Source organism: Enterobacter sp. BWH52 (assembly GCF_001037565.1).
GTDB classification, from domain to species: Bacteria; Pseudomonadota; Gammaproteobacteria; order Enterobacterales; family Enterobacteriaceae; genus Enterobacter; species Enterobacter hormaechei_C.
This window is the reverse complement of the sequence record NZ_KQ089854.1, coordinates 915540-936253: the sequence shown is the minus strand read 5'-3', so window position 1 is coordinate 936253 and position 20714 is coordinate 915540. Positions and strand designations below refer to the sequence as shown.

General features: G+C 57.1%; 18 protein-coding genes. 4 read left to right on the top strand and 14 right to left on the bottom strand.

The genetic code is table 11. The features are described 5' to 3' along the window. Positions 1-83: 83 nt before the first annotated feature. Both ribD and nrdR read right to left on the bottom strand, forming a co-directional pair. Positions 84-1187 (bottom strand): bifunctional diaminohydroxyphosphoribosylaminopyrimidine deaminase/5-amino-6-(5-phosphoribosylamino)uracil reductase RibD, encoded by a 1104-nt coding sequence (gene ribD, locus SK47_RS04385; protein ID WP_022650459.1) that lies wholly within the window; start codon positions 1185-1187, stop codon positions 84-86. Between the two features lie 4 nt (positions 1188-1191). After that, on the bottom strand, positions 1192-1641 hold the full coding sequence (gene nrdR, locus SK47_RS04380; protein ID WP_003859099.1) for a transcriptional regulator NrdR: 450 nt from the start codon (positions 1639-1641) through the stop codon (positions 1192-1194). A 152-nt stretch (positions 1642-1793) separates the two neighbouring features. Between nrdR and SK47_RS04375 the strand changes: the two genes are divergently transcribed. Both SK47_RS04375 and SK47_RS04370 read left to right on the top strand, forming a co-directional pair. Further along, on the top strand, positions 1794-2333 hold the full coding sequence (locus SK47_RS04375; RefSeq protein ID WP_003859100.1) for a SadB/YajI family lipoprotein: 540 nt from the start codon (positions 1794-1796) through the stop codon (positions 2331-2333). Positions 2334-2601: 268 nt separating this feature from the next. Beyond that, positions 2602-3486, top strand: a complete 885-nt coding sequence (locus tag SK47_RS04370; protein WP_032610182.1) for a nucleoside-specific channel-forming protein Tsx — start codon at positions 2602-2604, stop codon at positions 3484-3486. A 118-nt stretch (positions 3487-3604) separates the two neighbouring features. Here SK47_RS04370 and SK47_RS04365 read toward each other — a convergent pair whose 3' ends face one another. The 7 genes from SK47_RS04365 to queA form a co-directional block, all read right to left on the bottom strand. Continuing rightward, positions 3605-4285, bottom strand: coding sequence for a helix-turn-helix transcriptional regulator (locus tag SK47_RS04365; protein ID WP_006809913.1), 681 nt, complete (start codon positions 4283-4285; stop codon positions 3605-3607). A gap of 10 nt (positions 4286-4295) precedes the next feature. Beyond that, a complete protein-coding gene (locus SK47_RS04360; protein ID WP_023315514.1) occupies positions 4296-4661 on the bottom strand; it encodes a VOC family protein in 366 nt (121 codons plus the stop codon). Positions 4662-4798: 137 nt separating this feature from the next. Next, positions 4799-5770 (bottom strand): protein translocase subunit SecF, encoded by a 972-nt coding sequence (gene secF / locus SK47_RS04355; RefSeq protein ID WP_003859105.1) that lies wholly within the window; start codon positions 5768-5770, stop codon positions 4799-4801. A 10-nt stretch (positions 5771-5780) separates the two neighbouring features. Next, positions 5781-7628 carry a protein translocase subunit SecD gene (gene secD, locus SK47_RS04350; RefSeq protein ID WP_003859106.1) on the bottom strand — a complete coding sequence of 616 codons (1848 nt, stop codon included), beginning with the start codon at positions 7626-7628 and terminating at the stop codon, positions 5781-5783. Between the two features lie 27 nt (positions 7629-7655). Then, the gene (gene yajC / locus SK47_RS04345; RefSeq protein ID WP_003859109.1) at positions 7656-7988 is read right to left on the bottom strand and encodes a preprotein translocase subunit YajC; all 333 of its coding nucleotides are present in this window, start codon (positions 7986-7988) and stop codon (positions 7656-7658) included. A gap of 22 nt (positions 7989-8010) precedes the next feature. Continuing rightward, complete coding sequence (gene tgt, locus SK47_RS04340) at positions 8011-9138, bottom strand: tRNA guanosine(34) transglycosylase Tgt (RefSeq protein WP_003859110.1); 1128 nt, start codon at positions 9136-9138, stop codon at positions 8011-8013. A 53-nt stretch (positions 9139-9191) separates the two neighbouring features. Continuing rightward, positions 9192-10262 carry a tRNA preQ1(34) S-adenosylmethionine ribosyltransferase-isomerase QueA gene (gene queA / locus SK47_RS04335; protein ID WP_003859111.1) on the bottom strand — a complete coding sequence of 357 codons (1071 nt, stop codon included), beginning with the start codon at positions 10260-10262 and terminating at the stop codon, positions 9192-9194. 92 nt (positions 10263-10354) lie between these two features. On the opposite strand from queA, the gene acpH reads away from it, so the two are divergent. Both acpH and SK47_RS04325 read left to right on the top strand, forming a co-directional pair. After that, on the top strand, positions 10355-10936 hold the full coding sequence (acpH, locus tag SK47_RS04330) for an ACP phosphodiesterase (protein ID WP_023315511.1): 582 nt from the start codon (positions 10355-10357) through the stop codon (positions 10934-10936). 127 nt (positions 10937-11063) lie between these two features. Next, complete coding sequence (locus SK47_RS04325) at positions 11064-11666, top strand: peroxiredoxin C (protein ID WP_003859113.1); 603 nt, start codon at positions 11064-11066, stop codon at positions 11664-11666. 49 nt (positions 11667-11715) lie between these two features. Here SK47_RS04325 and SK47_RS04320 read toward each other — a convergent pair whose 3' ends face one another. The 5 genes from SK47_RS04320 to brnQ form a co-directional block, all read right to left on the bottom strand. Further along, the gene (locus SK47_RS04320) at positions 11716-13095 is read right to left on the bottom strand and encodes a DUF3999 domain-containing protein (RefSeq protein WP_048243540.1); all 1380 of its coding nucleotides are present in this window, start codon (positions 13093-13095) and stop codon (positions 11716-11718) included. Continuing rightward, positions 13092-15701 carry a DUF2339 domain-containing protein gene (locus SK47_RS04315; RefSeq protein ID WP_048241312.1) on the bottom strand — a complete coding sequence of 870 codons (2610 nt, stop codon included), beginning with the start codon at positions 15699-15701 and terminating at the stop codon, positions 13092-13094. Before SK47_RS04315 ends, SK47_RS04320 begins: the two co-directional genes overlap by 4 nt. A gap of 91 nt (positions 15702-15792) precedes the next feature. Further along, positions 15793-17610: a maltodextrin glucosidase gene (gene malZ, locus SK47_RS04310; protein ID WP_048243538.1), complete on the bottom strand. Its 1818-nt coding sequence runs from the start codon at positions 17608-17610 to the stop codon at positions 15793-15795. Between the two features lie 162 nt (positions 17611-17772). After that, positions 17773-19146 carry a proline-specific permease ProY gene (gene proY, locus SK47_RS04305; protein WP_003859117.1) on the bottom strand — a complete coding sequence of 458 codons (1374 nt, stop codon included), beginning with the start codon at positions 19144-19146 and terminating at the stop codon, positions 17773-17775. A gap of 81 nt (positions 19147-19227) precedes the next feature. After that, positions 19228-20547 (bottom strand): branched-chain amino acid transporter carrier protein BrnQ, encoded by a 1320-nt coding sequence (gene brnQ / locus SK47_RS04300; protein WP_003859118.1) that lies wholly within the window; start codon positions 20545-20547, stop codon positions 19228-19230. Positions 20548-20714: the final 167 nt, after the last annotated feature.

Here is a 20714-nt window from a genome sequence, read left to right as displayed (position 1 = left end):
TTCCTTTACGGGTTCATTTGGCCCCGCAGGGGGGCGGATTTTATCATAATACTTTGCGTACTGCTTCCCTATTTCAGGAGCAATTACGCTGTCGTTAAATGGAGGCAGACATCCGGGCCTACCGGACGAATCTCACTGAATGAGAGTTGCGGCGCATCGGCCAGTTTTTCAAGGCCGGGCAGCACAAACAGGCCGCGCGCGTCGTTACCTAACAGTTTAGGCGCAACGTAGACGAGAAGCTCATCCACCAGCCCCGCCTGAAGCAGTGCGCCGGCGAGCGTCGGACCGGCTTCAACCCAGATACTGTTGACCTGCTGTTTGCCGAGCAACATCATCAGCACCACCAGATCCAGATGCCCGTTATGTTCCGGCACCGTAATGCTGCGCACGCCTTGCGGCCATTCGCGCGTATCTTCTTTGGTGCGTGCAATCCAGGTTTCCCCCGGCTGCTGCACGATGCGGTGCTCCGGCGTCACGCGGTTCTGGCTATCAATAATAATGCGCAGCGGCTGACGCAGGTTCTCCTGCGGATAGAGCGCCTGCGTATCTGCATTCAGCTCTTCCCAGCGTACGGTCATGGCCGGATCGTCAGCCAGTACCGTTTCACTGCTGGTGAGAATAGCATGGCTTTGCGCGCGCAGACGTTGCACATCGCGCCTTGCCTGTGGCGAGGTGATCCACTGGCTCTCGCCGTTCGCCATCGCCGTGCGGCCATCCAGTGACGCGCCAAGCTTAAGCTGGATAAACGGGAAGCCGGTGCGCATACGCTTCAGGAAGCCTTTATTCAGGGCTTCCGCATCCTGCATCATCAGGCCGTGGCTGACGTCGATTCCTTCCTGTTGCAGACGATACAGTCCGCGGCCCGCTACCTGCGGGTTAGGATCCTGCATGGCGGCGACAACGCGCGAGACGCCCGCCGCAATCAGCGCTTCACAGCACGGCGGCGTACGCCCATGGTGGCTGCATGGCTCCAGCGTCACATAGGCCGTCGCGCCACGCGCTTTCTCCCCCGCCATGCGCAAGGCATGCACTTCAGCATGCGGCTCGCCTGCGCGATAGTGAAAACCTTCCCCCACGATCTCACCATCTTTAACAATGACGCACCCGACATTGGGGTTAGGGTGAGTGGTAAACCGACCGCGCTGCGCCAGCTTCATGGCTCGCGCCATGTACATCTCGTCGTGCATGGTCTTAATCCTGTAAGCGGGCGATCTCTTCGCCAAACTCTTTGATGTCTTCGAAGCTGCGGTAAACGGAGGCAAAGCGGATATAGGCGACTTTATCGAGCTTTTTCAGCTGTTCCATCACCAGATTGCCGATCATTTTGCTCGGCACTTCGCGCTCACCTAACCCCCGCAGATAAGATTTAATGTGGTTTAACGCCATTTCGACGTCATCGGAGCTGACGGGCCGTTTTTCCAGCGCCTTGAGCATCCCGCTACGCAGTTTTTCTTCATTGAACGGTTCGCGCACATCGTTACTTTTTACCACGCGCGGCATTACCAACTCTGCCACCTCGAAGGTGGTAAAACGCTCGTTGCACACCAGACACTGCCGACGACGACGCACGGAAGACCCTTCGCCTACAAGACGTGAGTCGATGACTTTGGTATCCACAGCGGAGCAAAATGGGCAATGCATACGATGTCCCTGTTATCTGGTTAACTGATTTCTATTTTACCCTGAACTGGCCCGACAACAAAGGAAGAGCTTTTTGAGACAAAGGATCTATGCCTGACGGCACTATCCTGTCTACCATTGCAGCAATCTGTGATTTCAAGGAATTAAACGCAATGACAAGACGTTACCTGAAAATAGTGCTGGTGGGGAGCCTGTTCACGCTTAGCGCCTGCGCACAGCAAAGCGAAGTCCGCGAGATGAAACAAAGCGTGAATACGCTTAACGTGGCGATGGACAAACTTAATAAAGAAACCGTGAAGATCACCCAGCAGAACGCGCTGAATGCCAAATCCAGCAATGGCGTTTATTTATTGCCAGGTGCAAACACGCCCGCGCGTCTGAACAGCCAGATTGGCACGCTAAAGATGTCTCTGGTGAATGTTGCAGCGAATGCCGATGGTACTCGCGCAACATTACGCATTCAGGGTGAGTCCAACGATCCGCTGCCCGCGTTCAGCGGCACCGTAGAGTGGGGCCAGATTCAGGGCACCACGGAGAGCTATCAGGAAGTGAACGTGAAGAATCAGCTCTTCACCGCCCCCGCCAGCACGCTGGCGCCGAGCGATGTTGACATCCCGCTCCAGCTGAGCGGACTGACGCCAGAACAGCTGGGCTTTATCCGTATTCACGACATTCAACCCGCCGCGCAATAACCCGCCCTTTTAGCGGAGTGAAATGTCACTCCGCTAACATTTACATTTCGTATGGATTGGCAACATAAATGATTGCCGCTACAATCGCGCCCGTCTAAAGTACGCAAACGTGAACGCAATCGATTACGTATGTGAGAGATATGTGAAACAACACATATTTTTGTGAGCAAGGATTCCTATAATAGGCTCCGCAGAAACACGAAATATTTAGAAACGCAATTCGCGCATTTTTCACTCCCGGAAGGGAATTTCAATCAGTGGCATGATTATGAAAAAAACATTACTCGCAGCCGGTGCAGTTCTGGCACTGTCCTCCTCTTTCACTGTTAACGCAGCGGAAAACGACAAACCACAATACCTCTCCGACTGGTGGCACCAGAGCGTTAACGTGGTAGGCAGCTACCATACCCGTTTCGGACCGCAGATCCGTAACGATACTTACCTCGAGTACGAAGCATTCGCTAAAAAAGACTGGTTTGATTTCTATGGCTACATGGACGCACCGGTATTCTTCGGCGGTAACACCGACGCGAAAGGTATCTGGAACCACGGTTCCCCACTGTTCATGGAGATCGAACCACGCTTCTCCATTGATAAACTGACTGGTACCAGCCTGGCGTTTGGTCCGTTCAAAGAGTGGTATTTCGCAAACAACTACATCTACGACATGGGCCGCAACAAGTCCGGTCGCCAGAGCACCTGGTATATGGGTCTGGGTACAGACATTGAGACTGGCCTGCCGATGAGCCTGTCCATGAACGTCTACGCAAAATACCAGTGGCAGAACTACGGCGCTGCGAACGAGAACGAGTGGGATGGCTACCGTTTCAAAGTGAAATACTTTGTGCCAATTACCCAACTGTGGGGCGGCAACCTGAGCTATATCGGCTTCACCAACTTTGACTGGGGTTCAGACCTGGGCGATAACGATTTCCGCGACCTGAACGGCAGAAAAGCGCGCACTAACGACTCCATCGCGTCCAGCCACATCCTGGCGCTGAACTACGATCACTGGCACTACTCTGTTGTTGCGCGTTACTGGCACAACGGTGGTCAGTGGAACGACGACGCCAGCCTGAACTTCGGCAACGGCGACTTCAGCGTTCGTTCTACCGGTTGGGGCGGTTACCTGGTCGTGGGTTACAACTTCTAATTAGTGCGGGATTGTGCGGGCTGGTGCCCTCACCCCTTCCCTCTCCCACGGGAGAGGGCGCAAACACAAAAAACGGCAACATCGTTGCCGTTTTGCTTTTACCTCGCCACCCGGCTTTTTACTGCTTCACCTTGCGCAAAAAATCCGCCAAAGACCTGTCCGCGCTTTCGCTAAAGCGTCTTTCCGTCAGCGTAATATGCAAACACCGGTCGAGACGGAAGCAGCGGTAGTCATCGCGCCGTTCACACCATGCCGCCAGCAGCCAGTGCTCACCCCAGAAGAACAGCCCCAGCGGCTGAACCTCACGCCAGGTTAACTGCCCGGCTTCATCGCGATAGTGCAGCGCCAGCACACGCAGGGCAGAAATTGCCTGGTGGATTACGTCAAAACCACTACGGGAGTGTGGCTGAAGGGCAATATCCGGTGCGTAAATTCGCGTCTGTTCAGCTTTGCGGCGGCTCTCTTCTGGCAGGATCGCCAGCACTTTTTCCTGGGCCGACTCCAGCTCGCGCGACAGCGATTCCCCGCCCCAGGTTTTGAGCAGACGGATCGCCACCATCAGCGCCTCGGACTCCTTGTTGGTCAGCATCAACGGGGGTAAATCAAAACCCGACATTAGCCGATATCCGCTTCCCGCCTCGCCTTCCACCGGCACGCCGGAAAGCGACAGGTCGCGGATATCGCGGTACACCGTGCGCTCGGACACGCCAAGCCTTTCCGCCAGATGCGCTGCCGTTGTCAGACGCCTGCCCCGCAGGATCTGCACAATCTGGAACAAACGGTCAGCGCGTCGGGTCATCGGTTTACTCTCATACCGGTTGATGGAGGCCGACGCGATTACCTTCGCTGTCGGTAAACAGGGCTATAGTGCCAATGCCTTGCGGCAGTTCCAGCGGGCCAAACACGCACTCACCGCCCGCAGAAGCAATACGATCGAGCGTGGCCGCCAGATTGTCAGTATGCAGGTAAATAATAGCGCCCTGCGAAGAGGGTGTAACGCCGTCAAATTTCGCCAGCGCGCCGCCGGTGGCCGGATCCTCGTGCGGGAAAACCGCCAGCTCAGCCACGTCCATCTTCTCGCGCCGCAGCGCGACCTGCATCACCGACTCATAAAATTTGATGGCGCGATCCATATCGGCGACCGGAATTTCAAACCAGTTAATGACACTTTTCATACGTCCTCCTGCCTGTTGTTAGGGTTCAGAAGGAGTCTACGACAGGGCTCCTGACAGCATACTGTCAGGAGTGTTTGTGAGATGCAGACAAAAAAATCCCGGCCAGCAGGCCGGGATTTCGATACCGCATAAGACGCTTACGGCAGAATGGACGGCTGATCCGCCCCTTCTTTCTCGACTTTCTGCTGGATCAGATGCTCGCGCTTCATGCCCAGCTTCAGCGCCAGCGCGGACGCGACGTAGATAGACGAGGCCGTACCGATAGACACACCGATCAGCATGGTCAGCGAGAAGCCTTCCAGCACCGGGCCACCGAACAGGAACAGCATCAGGATCACCATCAGGGTGGTGCCGGAGGTGATCAACGTACGGTGCAGCGTCTGGGTCAACGACACGTTAAAGATTTCGTACGGCGTGCCGCGACGGATCTTACGGAAGTTTTCACGAATACGGTCAGATACCACGATACTGTCGTTCAGTGAGTAACCGATAACGGACATCAGGGATGCCACAATCGTCAGGTCAATCTCAATGTGGAAGAGGGACAGTATGCCCATGGTGATCACCACGTCGTGCGCCAGGGCGATAACCACGCCTGCCGCCAGTCGCCACTCAAAGCGGAAACCGACGTAAATCAGGATCGAGATCAGCGCCACAAGCAGCGCCATCGCACCGGTCTGCGCCAGGTCAGCACCAACGCTCGGGCCGACAAACTCAATACGCTTAACCGTTGCGTCCTGGCTGGTCGTTTCGTTAATAACCTGAACGACCTTGCTGCCCAACTCCTGGCTGCCGTTGGCATCGTGTACCGGCGGCATACGCACCATGATGTCGCGGCTGCTGCCGAAGTTCTGTAGCAGCGGCTCTTCAAAGCCCGCTTTTTGCAGAGACTCACGCATCTGGTCCATATCGACCGGTTTTTCCAGGGTAATTTCGATCACCGTACCACCGGTGAAATCCAGGCCCCAGTTAAAGCCTTTCACGCCCATAATGACGATGGACAAGATCAGCAGAAAACCTGAAATGCCGAAGGCCCAGTAGTCCCAGCGCATAAAGTCCCAGACTTTACGGCCGTGGTTCAATTGTTCAACAGTATATTCCTGTGCCACAACGCACTCCTCAGATAGACAGCTTTTTGACGCGCTTGCCGCCGTACAGCAGGTTCACGATGGCACGGGTGCCGACAATAGCGGTAAACATCGACGTTGCGACACCGATACCGGTAGTAATCGCAAAGCCTTTGATCGCGCCAGTACCCACTGCATACAGGATAAGAACCTTAATCAGTGTTGTTACGTTCGCATCGAAGATGGAGCTGAACGCCCCTTTGTAGCCTTCTTCAATCGCCTGCTGTACAGAACGACCGTTGCTCAGCTCTTCTTTGATACGTTCGTTTATCAGTACGTTGGCGTCGACCGCCACCGCAAGGGTTAGAACGATACCCGCGATACCTGGCATGGTTAGCGTCGCCCCTGGCAGCAGGGACATGATACCGATGATCAGCACCAGGTTGGCAATCAGCGCGGAGGTCGCAATCAGGCCGAACTTCTTATAGAAGAAGATCATGAAGATGATGGACACCGCCAGACCGGCCAGACACGCTTCCAGACCCTGTTTGATGTTCTGCATACCCAGGGTTGGACCGATGGTACGTTCTTCAACAATCTGAATTGGCGCAATCAGCGCACCGGCACGCAGCAGCAGAGAGAGCTGACGCGCTTCGTTCGGGTTGCTGATACCGGTAATACGGAAGCTGTTACCCAGACGAGACTGGATGTTGGCGATGTTAATCACCTCTTCCTCTTTCACCAGCACGGCACGGCCATTGGCGTCTTTCTTACCGCTGTCTTTGTACTCCACGAACAGGGTCGCCATCGGCTTGCCGATGTTGTCCTTGGTGAAGTTAGACATGATGTTGCCACCTGCGCTATCCAGCGAGATGTTAACCTGCGGCTGGTTGTACTCATCCTGGCTTGAAGTGGAGTCGGTGATATGGTCACCGGTCAGGATCACGCGTTTGTACAGCACAACCGGCTGGCCTTCGCGGGTCTGCTTCACTTCGGAATCGCCCGGCACACGGCCTGAAGCCGCAGCAGCCTGGTCAACGTTGGAGTTAACCAGACGGAACTCCAGGGTCGCCGTCGCGCCCAGAATCTCTTTCGCACGGGCGGTATCCTGGATACCCGGCAGTTCGACCACGATACGGTCTGCACCCTGACGCTGTACCAGTGGCTCAGCCACGCCCAGCTGGTTTACACGGTTACGCAGAATGTTAATGTTCTGCTGAACGGCGTATTCACGTGCTTCACTCAGACGCGCGTCGGTCATTACCGCACGCAGCTGATTGCTGCCCTGAGAGGTGATAACCAGATCGCGGTGACGCTGAGACAGATAGGTCACAGCCTGATCGCGTGCCGCGCTGTCGCGGAACGTGATGCTCATGCCGTAGTTATCTTCTTTACGTACGGTGGTGTACGGAATGCCCTTATCGCGCAGATCGCTGCGCAGGCTGTCGATATTCTGTTCCTGTAGCTTGCCGAGCGCGGTATCCATATCCACTTCCATCAGGAAGTGAACGCCGCCACGCAGGTCAAGACCCAGTTTCATTGGCTCTGCGTTCAGCGCAGCCAGCCAGCGTGGGGTTGCAGGAGCAAGGTTAAGCGCCACGACATATTTATCACCCAGCACGCCCATCAGCGCTTCACGTGCGCGGAGCTGCGTGTCGGTGGTGTCGAAGCGAGCAAGAATTGCGCCCTCTTCCAGTGCCACAGACTTAGCGGTAATTTTTTCTTCTTGTAACGTTTTCTGGACCTGGATCAGCGTTTGCTCACTGGCGGCGACACCGCGCGCGCCAGTGATTTGAACGGCCGGATCCTCACCATACAGGTTGGGAAGCGCGTACAGCAGGCCGACGATAATCACGACGACCAGCATGATGTACTTCCACAAAGGATAACGGTTTAACACGGCAGTTCCCTTTGGGAAAAGTTGGGATTACAGCGCCTTCATGGTGCCTTTCGGCAGAACGGCAGCTACGAAGTCACGTTTGATAACCACTTCAGTGGTGTCGTTGAGGGCGATAGCAATGTAGCCGTTTTCCGCTACTTTGGTTACGCGACCCACCAGGCCACCATTGGTCAGGACTTCATCGCCCTTCGCGATGGAGTTCATCAGGTTTTTGTGCTCTTTAGTACGCTTCTGCTGTGGACGCAGGATCATGAAGTAGAAGATCAGACCGAACACAACCAGCATCAGAATCAGAGACATCGGGCTGCCCTGCGCTGGTGCACCCGTTGCTGCTACCGCATCAGAAATAAAAAAGCTCATTCAAATTCCCTCATTATTAAAATTAATCAACGTTCAACGGTGGAACATCCCGCCCCTGACGTTGGTAGAAATCGGTCACGAAGCTCTCTAATTTACCCTCTTCGATAGCCTTACGTAAACCAGCCATTAAGCGCTGATAATAACGAAGATTATGAATGGTATTGAGACGCGCCCCCAAAATCTCGTTGCAACGATCGAGATGATGCAGGTACGCGCGAGAATAATTGCGACAGGTATAGCAATCGCACTCGGAATCGAGCGGGCTGGTGTCACTCTTATGCTTCGCGTTACGGATTTTCACCACGCCATCGGTAACGAACAGATGACCGTTACGCGCGTTTCGGGTTGGCATAACGCAGTCGAACATATCAATGCCGCGACGTACGCCTTCCACCAGATCTTCTGGTTTACCCACACCCATCAGGTATCGTGGTTTATCCGCCGGGATTTGCGGGCAGACATGCTCCAGAATGCGGTGCATATCTTCCTTCGGCTCACCCACAGCCAAACCGCCGACAGCGTAGCCATCAAAGCCTATCTCTACCAGACCTTTAACCGAGATATCGCGTAAATCTTCGTAAACGCTGCCCTGGATAATGCCGAACAGCGCATTTTTGTTTTGCAGGGAGTCAAAACGGTCGCGGCTACGCTTCGCCCAACGCAGGGACATCTCCATAGAACGCTTGGCGTAGTCCCAGTCCGCCGGGTATGGCGTACATTCGTCGAAGATCATTACGATATCGGAGCCGAGATCGTACTGAATCTCCATGGATTTTTCTGGATCGAGGAAGATTGGATCGCCGTTGATCGGGTTACGGAAGTGTACGCCCTGCTCAGTGATCTTACGGATATCGCCCAGGCTGAAGACCTGGAAACCGCCGGAGTCGGTGAGGATGGGGCCTTTCCACTGCATGAAGTCGTGCAGATCGCCGTGGAGCTTCATGATCTCCTGGCCTGGACGCAGCCACAGGTGGAAGGTGTTGCCGAGGATAATCTGTGCGCCAGTGGCTTCAACTTCTTCCGGCGTCATTCCTTTTACGGTGCCGTACGTGCCCACAGGCATAAACGCGGGGGTTTCTACCACGCCGCGATCAAACACCAGACGACCGCGACGCGCGCGACCATCGGTGGTATCGAGTTCAAATTTCATTTTTTCTCCGACGTCAGAAAAACAGTCCAACGTTGTAACACAGTGCCGCGGACTTATTCCCCGACACGCTCATTCAAAGCCTGCGGATTGTACGTGATAAACATCGCGTCACCGTAGCTAAAAAAGCGATATTTTTGTTCTACCGCAGACTTGTAGGCGTTCATCGTATGCTGATACCCCGCAAACGCGGAAACCAGCATAATCAGCGTCGATTCAGGCAGATGGAAGTTGGTCACCAGCGCATCAATGACTTTGTACTGATAGCCCGGGTAGATAAAAATCTGCGTATCGCCAAAGAACGGTTCAATCAGCTCGCTTTTCGCGGCCTGCGCGGCGCTCTCAAGGGAACGTACCGACGTTGTACCGACGGCCACGACGCGGCTTCCGCGCGCTTTCGCCGCCAGCACCGCATCCACCACCTCCTGCGGCACTTCGGCGTACTCAGAGTGCATGATGTGATCTTCGATGCTGTCCACGCGTACCGGCTGGAACGTCCCCGCGCCGACGTGCAGCGTCACGAAGGCCATCTCAACGCCCTTGGCGCGCAGCTTTTCCAGCAGCGGTTCATCAAAGTGCAGGCCCGCCGTTGGCGCCGCCACCGCACCCGGCTTCTGGCTGTAGACGGTCTGATACAGCTCGCGGTCGGCCTCTTCGTCCGGGCGTTCAATGTACGGCGGCAGCGGCATGTGGCCGATGGCGTTGAGGATATCAAGCACCGTGCGTTCGTCGTTGAACTCCACCTCGAACAGCGCGTCGTGACGCGCGGTCATGGTCGCTTTGATGCTCTCGTCATCCCCCAGCAGCAGCTCCGCGCCCGGCTTAGGCGCTTTGGAGGCGCGAATATGTGCCAGAATACGTTTATCATCGAGCATACGTTCGACCAGCACCTCAATCTTGCCGCCGCTGGCTTTACGGCCAAACAGACGCGCCGGGATCACGCGGGTATTATTAAAGACCAGCAGATCGCCAGGGTTGAGCTTGTCGAGCAGATCGGTGAAAGTACCGTGCGTCAGCGCGCCCGTTGGCCCGTCCAGTGACAGCAAGCGACAGCTGCTACGCTCAGGCATGGGGTAGTGAGCAATCAGGGATTCAGGTAGTTCAAAGGAGAAATCGGCGACGCGCATGACGTATACTCGTGACTTAAAAACAGGCGGCATAGTCTAGTGCTCACACCCTTTTGCTGCAACAACTAGCCGCCACCGGACAACGAAAACGCATGAATTTTCTCGCTCACCTGCATCTCGCTCACCTCGCGGACAGCTCCCTCTCCGGCAATTTGCTGGCCGATTTTGTACGCGGCAACCCGGCGGAAGAGTATTCCCCTGAGGTTGTCGACGGGATTTTTATGCACCGCCGCATCGACGTGCTGACCGATAACCTGCCGGAAGTGACGGAAGCCAAAACCTGGTTCCGCCCCGAAACGCGACGGGTGGCGCCGATCACGCTCGACGTCATGTGGGATCATTTCCTGTCGCGCCACTGGCCGCAGCTGTCGCCTGATATGTCGCTGCCTGAGTTTGTGCGCTACGCCCACGCGCAGGTGTCGATCATTTTGCCGGACTCCCCGCCGCGCTTTGTGAATCTGAATAACTATCTCTGGTCTGAACGCTGGCTGGAGCGATACCGCGAGATGGATTTCATTCAGAACGTCCTGAACGGCATGGCGAGCCGTCGACCGCGTCTGGACGCGCTGCGCGACTCATGGCATGACCTGGATGAACATTACGATGCGCTGGAAACCCGCTTCTGGCAGTTCTACCCGCGTATGATGACGCAGGCGAAAAATAAAGAACTGTGATGCCGGTATGATTGATAGGTAAAAGCTGGTGGAACGATTGTTACCACCTCTTTGTCTTATTCCCGTACTGCCTCTATACTGGCCCGCGTTGCGTTCCAAATAACCTTAGTATCTACAGGAGAATCATATGGTTCTGGTAACTCGTCCGGCTCCGGATTTTACAGCTGCCGCCGTTCTGGGCAATGGTGAAATCGTTGAAAACTTCAACTTCAAACAGCATACCAACGGTAAAGCGACCGTTCTGTTCTTCTGGCCAATGGACTTCACTTTCGTTTGCCCGTCTGAGCTGATCGCGTTCGACAAACGTTACGAAGAATTCCAGAAGCGTGGCGTGGAAGTGGTTGGCGTCTCCTTCGACTCTGAATTTGTACACAACGCATGGCGTAACACCCCTGTCGAAAACGGCGGCATCGGTGCGGTGAAATACGCGATGGTTGCGGACATCAAACGCGAAATCCAGCAGGCTTACGGTATCGAACATCCGGACGCTGGCGTTGCACTGCGTGGTTCTTTCCTGATCGATGCAAACGGCATCGTTCGTCACCAGGTTGTGAACGATCTGCCGCTGGGTCGTAACATTGACGAAATGCTGCGCATGGTTGACGCGCTCCAGTTCCACGAAGAGCACGGTGAAGTGTGCCCGGCTCAGTGGGAAAAAGGTAAAGAAGGTATGGCGGCTTCCCCAGACGGCGTAGCTAAATACCTGTCTGAGAACGTATCCAGCCTGTAATCGGCACGGTTTACGAAAAAACCCGCGAATACGCGGGTTTTTTTATGGCTTATGCTGCGCCGTCTTTTTTTACCTCGCGCCAGATGCGCCATGCCATACCCGCAAGCACCATCACCCCCGCAATCAGTACGCCCCAGACCATCAGCGTTTTCATTCTGCTTTCCTGCTCAGCCGCAGACGTCGCGGTTAAACGCGCCTCGCCCCCCAGCGGGACAGGTTCCAGCGTATCCGCCATCGGCAAGGCTGCCAGATCGTAGGTTTTACGCAGTTCGGTCGGGATCAGCATATCCGTCTCCACGCTCGCCGGTTTCGCAGCCCCGTTCCCCCACGCGAGCAGGTACGGCCCCTTCCCCTGCGCGTTAAACACCAGATCGTAGCGCACGCGCTGCCCTATCACGCCCGGCAGGTTCTCGGGCAAACGCGCATTGAGGGTCTTGATTTTTACCGCCTCGACCAGCCCGCCAGGGAGCGGAACAGGTTCAGACGTTTTGCCGCCGAGCTGGTAGATCACCTCTTTTTTCAGCGTATGCCACCGATCCTTATCCGCCCCCCGCCAGGCTATTTCTGCCGGGAGAACGCCGTCGCCATTCAGCATGAAGGCGATCGCACTCAGAGGCTGCGGATGTTTCCAGCGCCACACGGCTTCACTTTCGGATAACCGCTCCCCCTCTCCCGCCAGGCTAATGTGCTCTGATTCCGGCTGCGCAGGCGCGTTAATCGCGTTGACGCCGGTTAACGTCAGGGCAGAACGTCCCGTGTTCAGCACCAGCAGCAGATAGCGATTCGCCTCAGGTGATAACACCAGATCGGTATCGATGCGGTCGAGCTTCAGGCGATCCTGTCCACTCATCACGTCCAGCAGGGGCATCTCTTCGCGCAAGGTATACCAGTTTTTCAGATCCTCGCTGTAATAGACCGATGCCGTTCCCTGCCACGAGCCCTGCGGCGTGTCCCAGAAAAGCTGGAGCTGAGAGAGCGGAACCTCCATCGCGTTTTCCGGCAGGGTCAGCAGATAGTGCTGTCCGGCAGCCGCAGCGTGTTGCCCTTCCAGCACAATTTCCACACCGTTTCTGGCCCGTAGCATAATTTTATCGCCGCTGTCCTCTTCCCCGCCCGGCGAGGCGTTAAGCGCAAAAAGGCGCAGCGCCGTGGTGGTCGGTGCCGGCTGCGGACGCGTCGTAGTAACCAGGCTGAACGGTACAGGCTCTCCCGACTGATTAAACACGCGCACGTCGTGCAGATCGGGCGATGTGCTCTGCTGATAAATCGCCAGCGGCAGCATGACCCGATACCACGGCGAAGAGGCAGAGGTATCAAGGGACAGGCCGTAGGCATAATCCCGCGGGGATTCCGCTGGCGCGCCCTCGCTGAATGCCGGACCGGCCATGGCCAGCAGTGCTGCATAAACAACCGCATTCATCCATCTCATTTTTCTTCTCCTGCTTTAGGCGGTAGCGGCGAGAAATAGCCCACAATCAGGACCAGGATCGCCACGCCAATAAACGCGACGGCGCGCGCCAGGCCGCCACCGCCCGCGCTGTCCACCAGCATCAGTTTGAGCATCACCACCCCCAGCAGCGCCGCACCGCCAAGCCACTGCTGACGGGAGGCCTGACGGGTGGCGCGGATCATCACCACCAGCGCGCAGAACATCCAGAACAGGGCAAAGGTGGTCTGAATAAGCCGCGAATGCCACAGCGATTCCATGTTCCAGGCCACCTCGCCGTACCACGCCAGCGCACGCAGCAACGCGCCGTTGAGCCACCAGAAGCCAAGCGCCATCAGCACAACGGCGGGCCAAGGTCGGGACTGCGCAAGCGATGCCGGATAGTAGCGATCCACTGCCCGATAAAATACTACCAGCCCCAGCAGCGCGAACGCCGCCCCTTCCTCAAGCGGGTTCACCAGCGGCAGCCAGGTCTGTCGATAGACCACACCGTCCTGGAAATTGGTCACGACCAGCAATACCACCAGCGCCACAACCACAGGGATCGCGGCAAGGCAGGCGTAGAGCGCAGGCCATACCCGGAAAGGCCATCCGCGACGCCGTACGGCCGCGGAGAGCGCCATAATCACCCCACCGCCGACAGCCATCGCAATGCCGCTTCCCCAGGCCGCCATGCCCCATGGCAGGGAGCGGGCAAACCAGTAAAGCTCGGCGGCAAGGGCGAGTAAAATCATCCACAACAGCGACAGATGCAGCCCCATTGAGATGCGCGGCAGAAGTTTATCTTCGTCGCGCCGCAGCAGCATCAGGGCGGCAGGCAGCGCGATAGCCCAGGCCAGATTTGCCCAGCCGGCCGCCAGAATCTGCTGGTGCGAGACCTGATACAGCACCATCAGCAGCATCACCGGCCACAGCAGCCATTTGCTGGCATCCAGCTCCCACCATGCCAGACGAGCGGCAGCCTGCCGCCATCCCCAGGCCGACGCCGCCGTCAGCGCCAGCACGCCTGCCAGAAGCGATAACTCCTGCTTCAGGAACAACTGCGACGCGCCCAGCAACGCCACTAACCAGAACAGCAACCCACCGGCCAGCAATGCCCAGCTGCCCGGCAGCGCGATTTTCTGCCACAGCCAGGCCGCAGCCAGCCAGCAAAGACTGAGCACTGCGAAAATAAGCAGGAGGCTCAGCGAAGTGACGCCGTCCATTTGCGCCCATATCGCGCTGCCGAGCGCCAGCACCAGCAACGCCGTCCCGCTATAGCTCATGCGCCGCTGCTGCTGTTGCACGCCCAACCAAAGAATACCCAGCCCTTCCAGCGCCCAGGCCATCGCCGTCCAGCGCGCTGAAAGCGCCAGCGGAATGGCAAGCGTGGCAAACCCGCCGCCGATCGCCAGCGCCGCCATAACCAGCGGTCGTCCGATGGAGGGGTAACGCCGCAGCGCGAGAAACGCCAGCGAGAGGTAAAACGCACCATAGCCCAGCGCGCTTAGCGCCGGGCCGTACGTCCAGTGAGACGTCATGCCATACTGCATCCCAAAACCAATCAGCGGCGGAGCAAACAGCAGTACGCCGTCAATAATCTGTTTGCCTTTTTCCTGCGCCCGCAGCGACAGCGCCACGCTAAACACGCCAAAAATAAGCGTATTGGCAATCAGGAACAGCTGACAAATAACATAGTCTTCCGGCTGGTAGTCGCTCAGTCCCCACACCCCGCCAACGCCAAACGTGAAGAGCAGCCCGAGCAGGTTGAGCTCGCGCCAGTGCTGCCAGATGCTGATGACGAGAATGCCGATGGACAGCAGGAGATAGAAGGAGAATAGCGCCACAAAGCTACCGCCCCCGGTAGACAGGAGCAGCGGCGCAAGATATCCGCCGAGGCTCGCCAGCATGGCAAGGCTCAGCGCCTTTTGCAGCACGGCCAGCCCGACGCTCGCCGCGCAAATCACCACCAGCAGCGTAAACGCCAGCGTCATCGGCAGCATCTGCCACAGCCGGAATGCGCCAAAGACGGTCAGATAAAGCACGCCGGTCGCTCCGCCCTGGAGGATCAGCGCGTAGATCCGCTGCCTGTGCCGCAGCCGCCATCCAACGGCCAGCAGAACCATGGCAAACAGCGCCGTGGCGGCAAGACGCAGCTCAAGCGGAAACAGTGAATGTTCAACGGTATAGCGCAGCAGGAAAGAGAGGCCGAGGAAGAGCAGTACAATCCCCAGTTTTGCCAGCGGATTGCCCTGCATAAACCAGCGCGTCAGCGAGGACAGGATGCCGCCAAAGGCGGAAGGACGTTTTGCCGCCGGTACAGGCACAGGCTCTGCTTCAGTGACGGGCGGTTCGGGACGCCAGGGATCGACAGGTGCGTTAACGGCCTCTGACACCGGCGCTGGCGTCTTCACCGGCGCGGCGGTCTGCACCTGCTCCGGTGCTTTCTCAGCCACACTACGCTGCTCGAGCGCCTCAATGCGCTGGCGAAGCCGGGCGATCTCCTGCCGCGCCGCCGTGCTTCGGTTAAAGCCTATCACCGCGAGCACGGGTGCCACGACCAGCGCAAAAACCAGGAACAAACAGCCAAGGATGTAAAGCTCGTCCATGTTTCCACCTTCACCGTAAACGATCCGTTAAGATTGACACAAATCGTTGCATTTGCGCCATCTTAAAAGGTGAAAACCATTCTGCCTGCGCTTAGCTGCCGAACCAGACCGCAGCGGAGATCGCTGGCAGCGTGAGCACGCTCCCCTGGAACGTCGCTTTACCCTCTTTGCTCTTCCACATTTTACCAGCCAGCAGCGGTGAATCTTCCAGCACGACTTCACACGCCTCGCCCCGGTTGATCGCCACCAGCACGCGCTGCTGGTTATAGACGCGGACAAACACCACCACGTTATCGTGGGCGTACATCACCTGACAGCCCCCGTATCGCAGGGCCTGGCTCTGCTTGCGCAGCGTCGCCATGCGCTGGTAGAGGCTGAACAGATCCTGATCCTGCTTTTCAGGCTCCCACGGGAAGGTTTTACGGCAGAACGGATCGTTGTTGCCGTCCAGCCCGACTTCATCGCCATAGTAGATGCAGGGTACGCCCGGCCAGGTAAAGAGCCAGGTCACCGCCAGCGGCAGACGCGCCACATCCTTACCCAGCAACGATTTAAAGCGTGCGGTATCGTGGCTGTCGAGCTGGTTAAACATCCGCAGCTGCTGCTGATGCGACAGGCCAGCGCGATAGTTTTCCATCCACGCCATGCAGGTTTCGGCGTCAATATGCTGCGGATCGTAAGAGATATCGGTGTTAGCGAGGAAACCCCACAGCGGGAAGGTGAAGCCGCGATAGTTCATCGCCGCGTCTTCTGCATCAGCCTGCAACCACTGACGCGCGTCGCCAAAGTGCTCCCCGAAGACGAATGCTTCCGACCGGGCCGCTTTTGCCGACCGGGTAATGGCGGCGACATGCTGAAGGTTATTCCGCGCCCCGCCTGCTTCACCCAGCATATGCACCACGTCCAGCCGCCAGCCGTCCATGTTCCACGGCGCTTTCAGCCAGTGGCGCACGATGCTGTCGTCGCCGCCGTAGATCTCATTCACCAGCGATGGCGACTGGAAATCGAGCTTCGGCAGGCTCGGGTAGCCCAGCCAGTCCAGGGCGCGGCCATTCTCGTCAAAACTGTACCAGTCACGCTGCGGTAAGTCCGGATTATGGCATGCGCCGCCCATCGACTGATTGTGACGGTCAAACCACGCGTGAGAATCACCGCTGTGATTGAACACGCCATCAAGGATCAGGCGCATACCCTCTTTTTGCGTGTTGTGCCGCAGCCGCAGCAGCGCTTCGTCACCGCCAAACTGCTCGTCAACGTGGCGGTAGTCCTGCGTATCGTATTTGTGCACGCTTGGCGCTTTAAACACCGGGTTCAGGTACAGCGCCGTCACGCCGAGCTTTTTCAGGTACGGCAGTTTTTCGCTGATACCGTCGAGATCGCCGCCGTAAAAGGTCGATCCCCCCGCCTGGGCGGTCAGCGGCTCGTCCCATTTTTTCAGAATGATGTCGTGACCGACCGCATGATGGTAATAAACCTTGTCCTGATCGACGGTGCGCTTTTCACTGCGCGCAAAGCGGTCCGGGAAAATCTGGTAAAAGACCTGATCGTTAACCCACTGCGGGCCGTTATCCGGGTGATCCACGGCAAACTGCTCCAGCCTGGCCGGAGGGAAACGGCTGAAACCCTGCGGGGTAAACCACAGCTGGCGGTTGTTCCACAGCAGCTTGAAGCCGTAGCGGCGACGCGGTTGCCCGCTGCGCAAATCGATATTTGCCCGCCACGCCGTGACGCCCGGCTGCGGCTGGCTGCGCACTTTGTGCATTTTCAGCGACGTTTCTTCGTTATCCACTTCGGCGCGCAGGGTCACACGTTCAGGCTGATTGTCCCCTGCCAGCCAGAGCGTAATCACAAGGTTGTCTTTGTTTTGCTTAACAAATGGGGCAACCGGAAGGTGCCAGGCGTTTAACATCACGAATCCCCTTTGATGAAATTGACGTCACCTTGCCACAGGGTGATTAAGGATAGCTCACCATGATGGGATTTATTGGGGGAGGAGGACGGGGGAGGAGGCATCAGTGCAGCCTGATGCCCTCACCCTAACCCTCTCCCACGGGGAGAGGGGAAAAGAATGTTACTGTGCTTCCGCCAGCTGACGATCGCGGCGACATTTAAACATCCAGCCCACCAGCAGCAGGACGATCCACGCGAAGCCCACGTACAGGGAAATACGGGTATCCGGGTGATAACCAATCAGGCCAATGATGAAGACCAGGAAGATCAGACCGACAATGGTCGTTGGCACGCCGCCCGGCACTTTAAACTTCAGCGCTTTGGCCTCTTCTGGCGACAGGCGGCGACGGAACGCAATCTGCGACAGCAGGATCATGATCCACACCCACACGGTGGCGAAGGTCGCCAGTGACGCAATCACCAGGAAGACGTTCTCCGGCATGATGTAGTTCAGGTAAACCGAGAACAGCAGCGCCACGGTCATGACCAGCACCGTTACCCACGGGGTGCCGCGACGCGACGTTTTGGCAAACACCTTCGGCGCACTGCCCTGCTCCGCCATGCCGTGCAGCATACGGCCCACGCCGAACACGTCACTGTTGATGGCCGACAGCGAGGCGGTCAGCACCACAAAGTTGAGAATGCTGGCGGCAAACGCAATGCCCATATGCTGGAAAGTCAGGACAAACGGGCTGCCGTTGGTGCCCACCTGGTTCCACGGGTAGATGGACATAATCACAAACAGCGTGCCCACGTAGAACACCAGGATACGCATCGGCACCGAGTTGATGGCGCGCGGAATAGACTTCTCCGGATCTTTCGCTTCCCCGGCGGTGATGCCGATAATCTCGATTCCGCCATAGGCGAACATGACCATCTGGAGCGACATGACCATCCCGAGCCAGCCGTTGCTAAAGAAGCCGCCGTTGCTCCACAGGTTATGGATGCCGGTTGGCTGCCCACCGTTGCCGATACCCCAGATGATGATGCCGAAACCGGCGAGGATCATGATGATAATGGTCGCGACCTTGAAGAAGGAGAACCAGAACTCCAGCTCGCCAAACACCTTCACGCTCATCAGGTTAACGGCGCAGATAATCAGCACCACGCTCAGCACCCAGATCCAGTGCGGCACGGCAGGGAACCAGACCCCCATATAGATGCCAAACGCCGTCACATCGGCAATGGCGACAATCAGGATTTCAAAGCAATAAGTCCAGCCAGTGATAAACCCGGCCAGCGGGCCTAAGTTCTCTTGTGCATAGCGTGAAAACGAGCTGGCAGACGGGTTGTGAACCGACATCTCCCCCAGCGCACGCATGATGATATAGGCCGCGGCACCGCCGATGATGTAGGCCAGCAGAACGCTTGGACCGGCCATTTTGATGGCATCTGCCGAGCCATAAAAAAGACCGGTGCCGATAGCCGAGCCCAGCGCCATAAAGCGGATGTGGCGGGTGCTCAATCCACGTTTAAGTTTGTTAGTGCTTTCCATTAAAATCTTGCCATTCAACACGAAAAAAACAAAAAACCACGGGGCCTTAAGCCCCGTGGTTAAACAATTTGTTGCCGTTGATTAATGGGCGTTGGATGTCACCTGACGCCCGGCCGCACGGTCCCAGATAATCGCAAGAACCAGCGCTACAACGGAAGGCATCAGCCAGGCCAGGCCCTGCTCGGACAGCGGCAGACGCTGTGTCCAGGCTGGCAGGATTTCTGCAAATGCTGATGCTTTGATCCCGTCAAGGATACCAAAAATCAGGCTGATAAACATGGCCGGCGCAATAATTCGCGTCGAGTTATGCCACCACGGGCGGGTGAAGCTCAGCACCACCAGCACGATACATGGCGGATAGATAGCCGTCAGCACCGGAATTGACACCTGGATCAGGTGGCTCAGACCGAGGTTTGAAACCGCCATGGAGAAGATGCCGAGGATAAACACCAGCGTGCGGTAAGAGAGCGGCAGATACTGAGCGAAGAACTCCGCGCAGGCGCAGGTCAGACCCACCGCCGTCACCAGACAGGCCAGGAAAATCAGCGCCGCCAGCAGCATGCTGCCTGCACCACCAAAGGTGTGCTGCACGTAAGCATGCAGGATCGCCGCGCCGTTTGCGCTCTGATCGACCAGCGTTGCGCTATCTGAACCCAGACGGAACAGCGCCAGATACAGCAGCGTCAGGCCGACACCGGCCATCAGGCCAGCCCAGATAGTGTAACGAGTCAGCAGGCGCGCTTCGGTCACCCCACGGGAGCGCGCGGCGTTAACGATAACGATACCAAACACCATCGCGCCAAGCGTATCCATCGTCAGATAGCCGTTCACGAAACCGTTTGAGAACGCCGCGTTCTGGTAGGCGTCCATCGCGGAGCTGATGGGCCCCGCAGGCCAGACAATGGCCGCAACCGCCAGCACAATCAGCGCCACAATTTTCAGCGGTGCCAGGAAGTTACCCACGGTATCCAGCAGTTTGCCCGGATAGAGAGAAACCAGAATCACGATGGCGAAGTAAATGAGGCTGTAAATAAACAGTGGCATCGCGCCGTCACCGGTCAGCGGGGCGATACCCACTTCAAAGGAGACGGTCGCCGTGCGCGGGGTCGCGAACAGCGGGCCAACGGCCAGATAGCAGACGGTTGCCAGCAGAACGCCAGCCACTTTGCCAATCGGGGTGCTGAGGCTGTCCACACCGCCACCGACTTTCGCCAGCGCGATAACGGTCAGTACCGGCAGGCCCACGGCAGTAAGCAGGAAGCCAAACGCAGCCGTCCAGACGTGTTCACCCGCCTGTAAGCCAACCATTGGAGGAAAAATGATATTACCTGCGCCAACGAACAGCGCAAATGTCATAAAGCCCAGCGCGATAATGTCACGCGATTTCAAGTGATGGGTCATAAAACCTTACTGCCTGTGGATGTGGTGTTGAATACGTTGAGATTTTCGCCATCCCTGATGGGACGATACAGCGGAAAATTTGCTCAATTTCAGCGGGATATGCTCCCGTCCTGGCGTGGCGAAGAATAGTTTTTCGATTTACCACGCAAATACAGTCGGTCTGACAG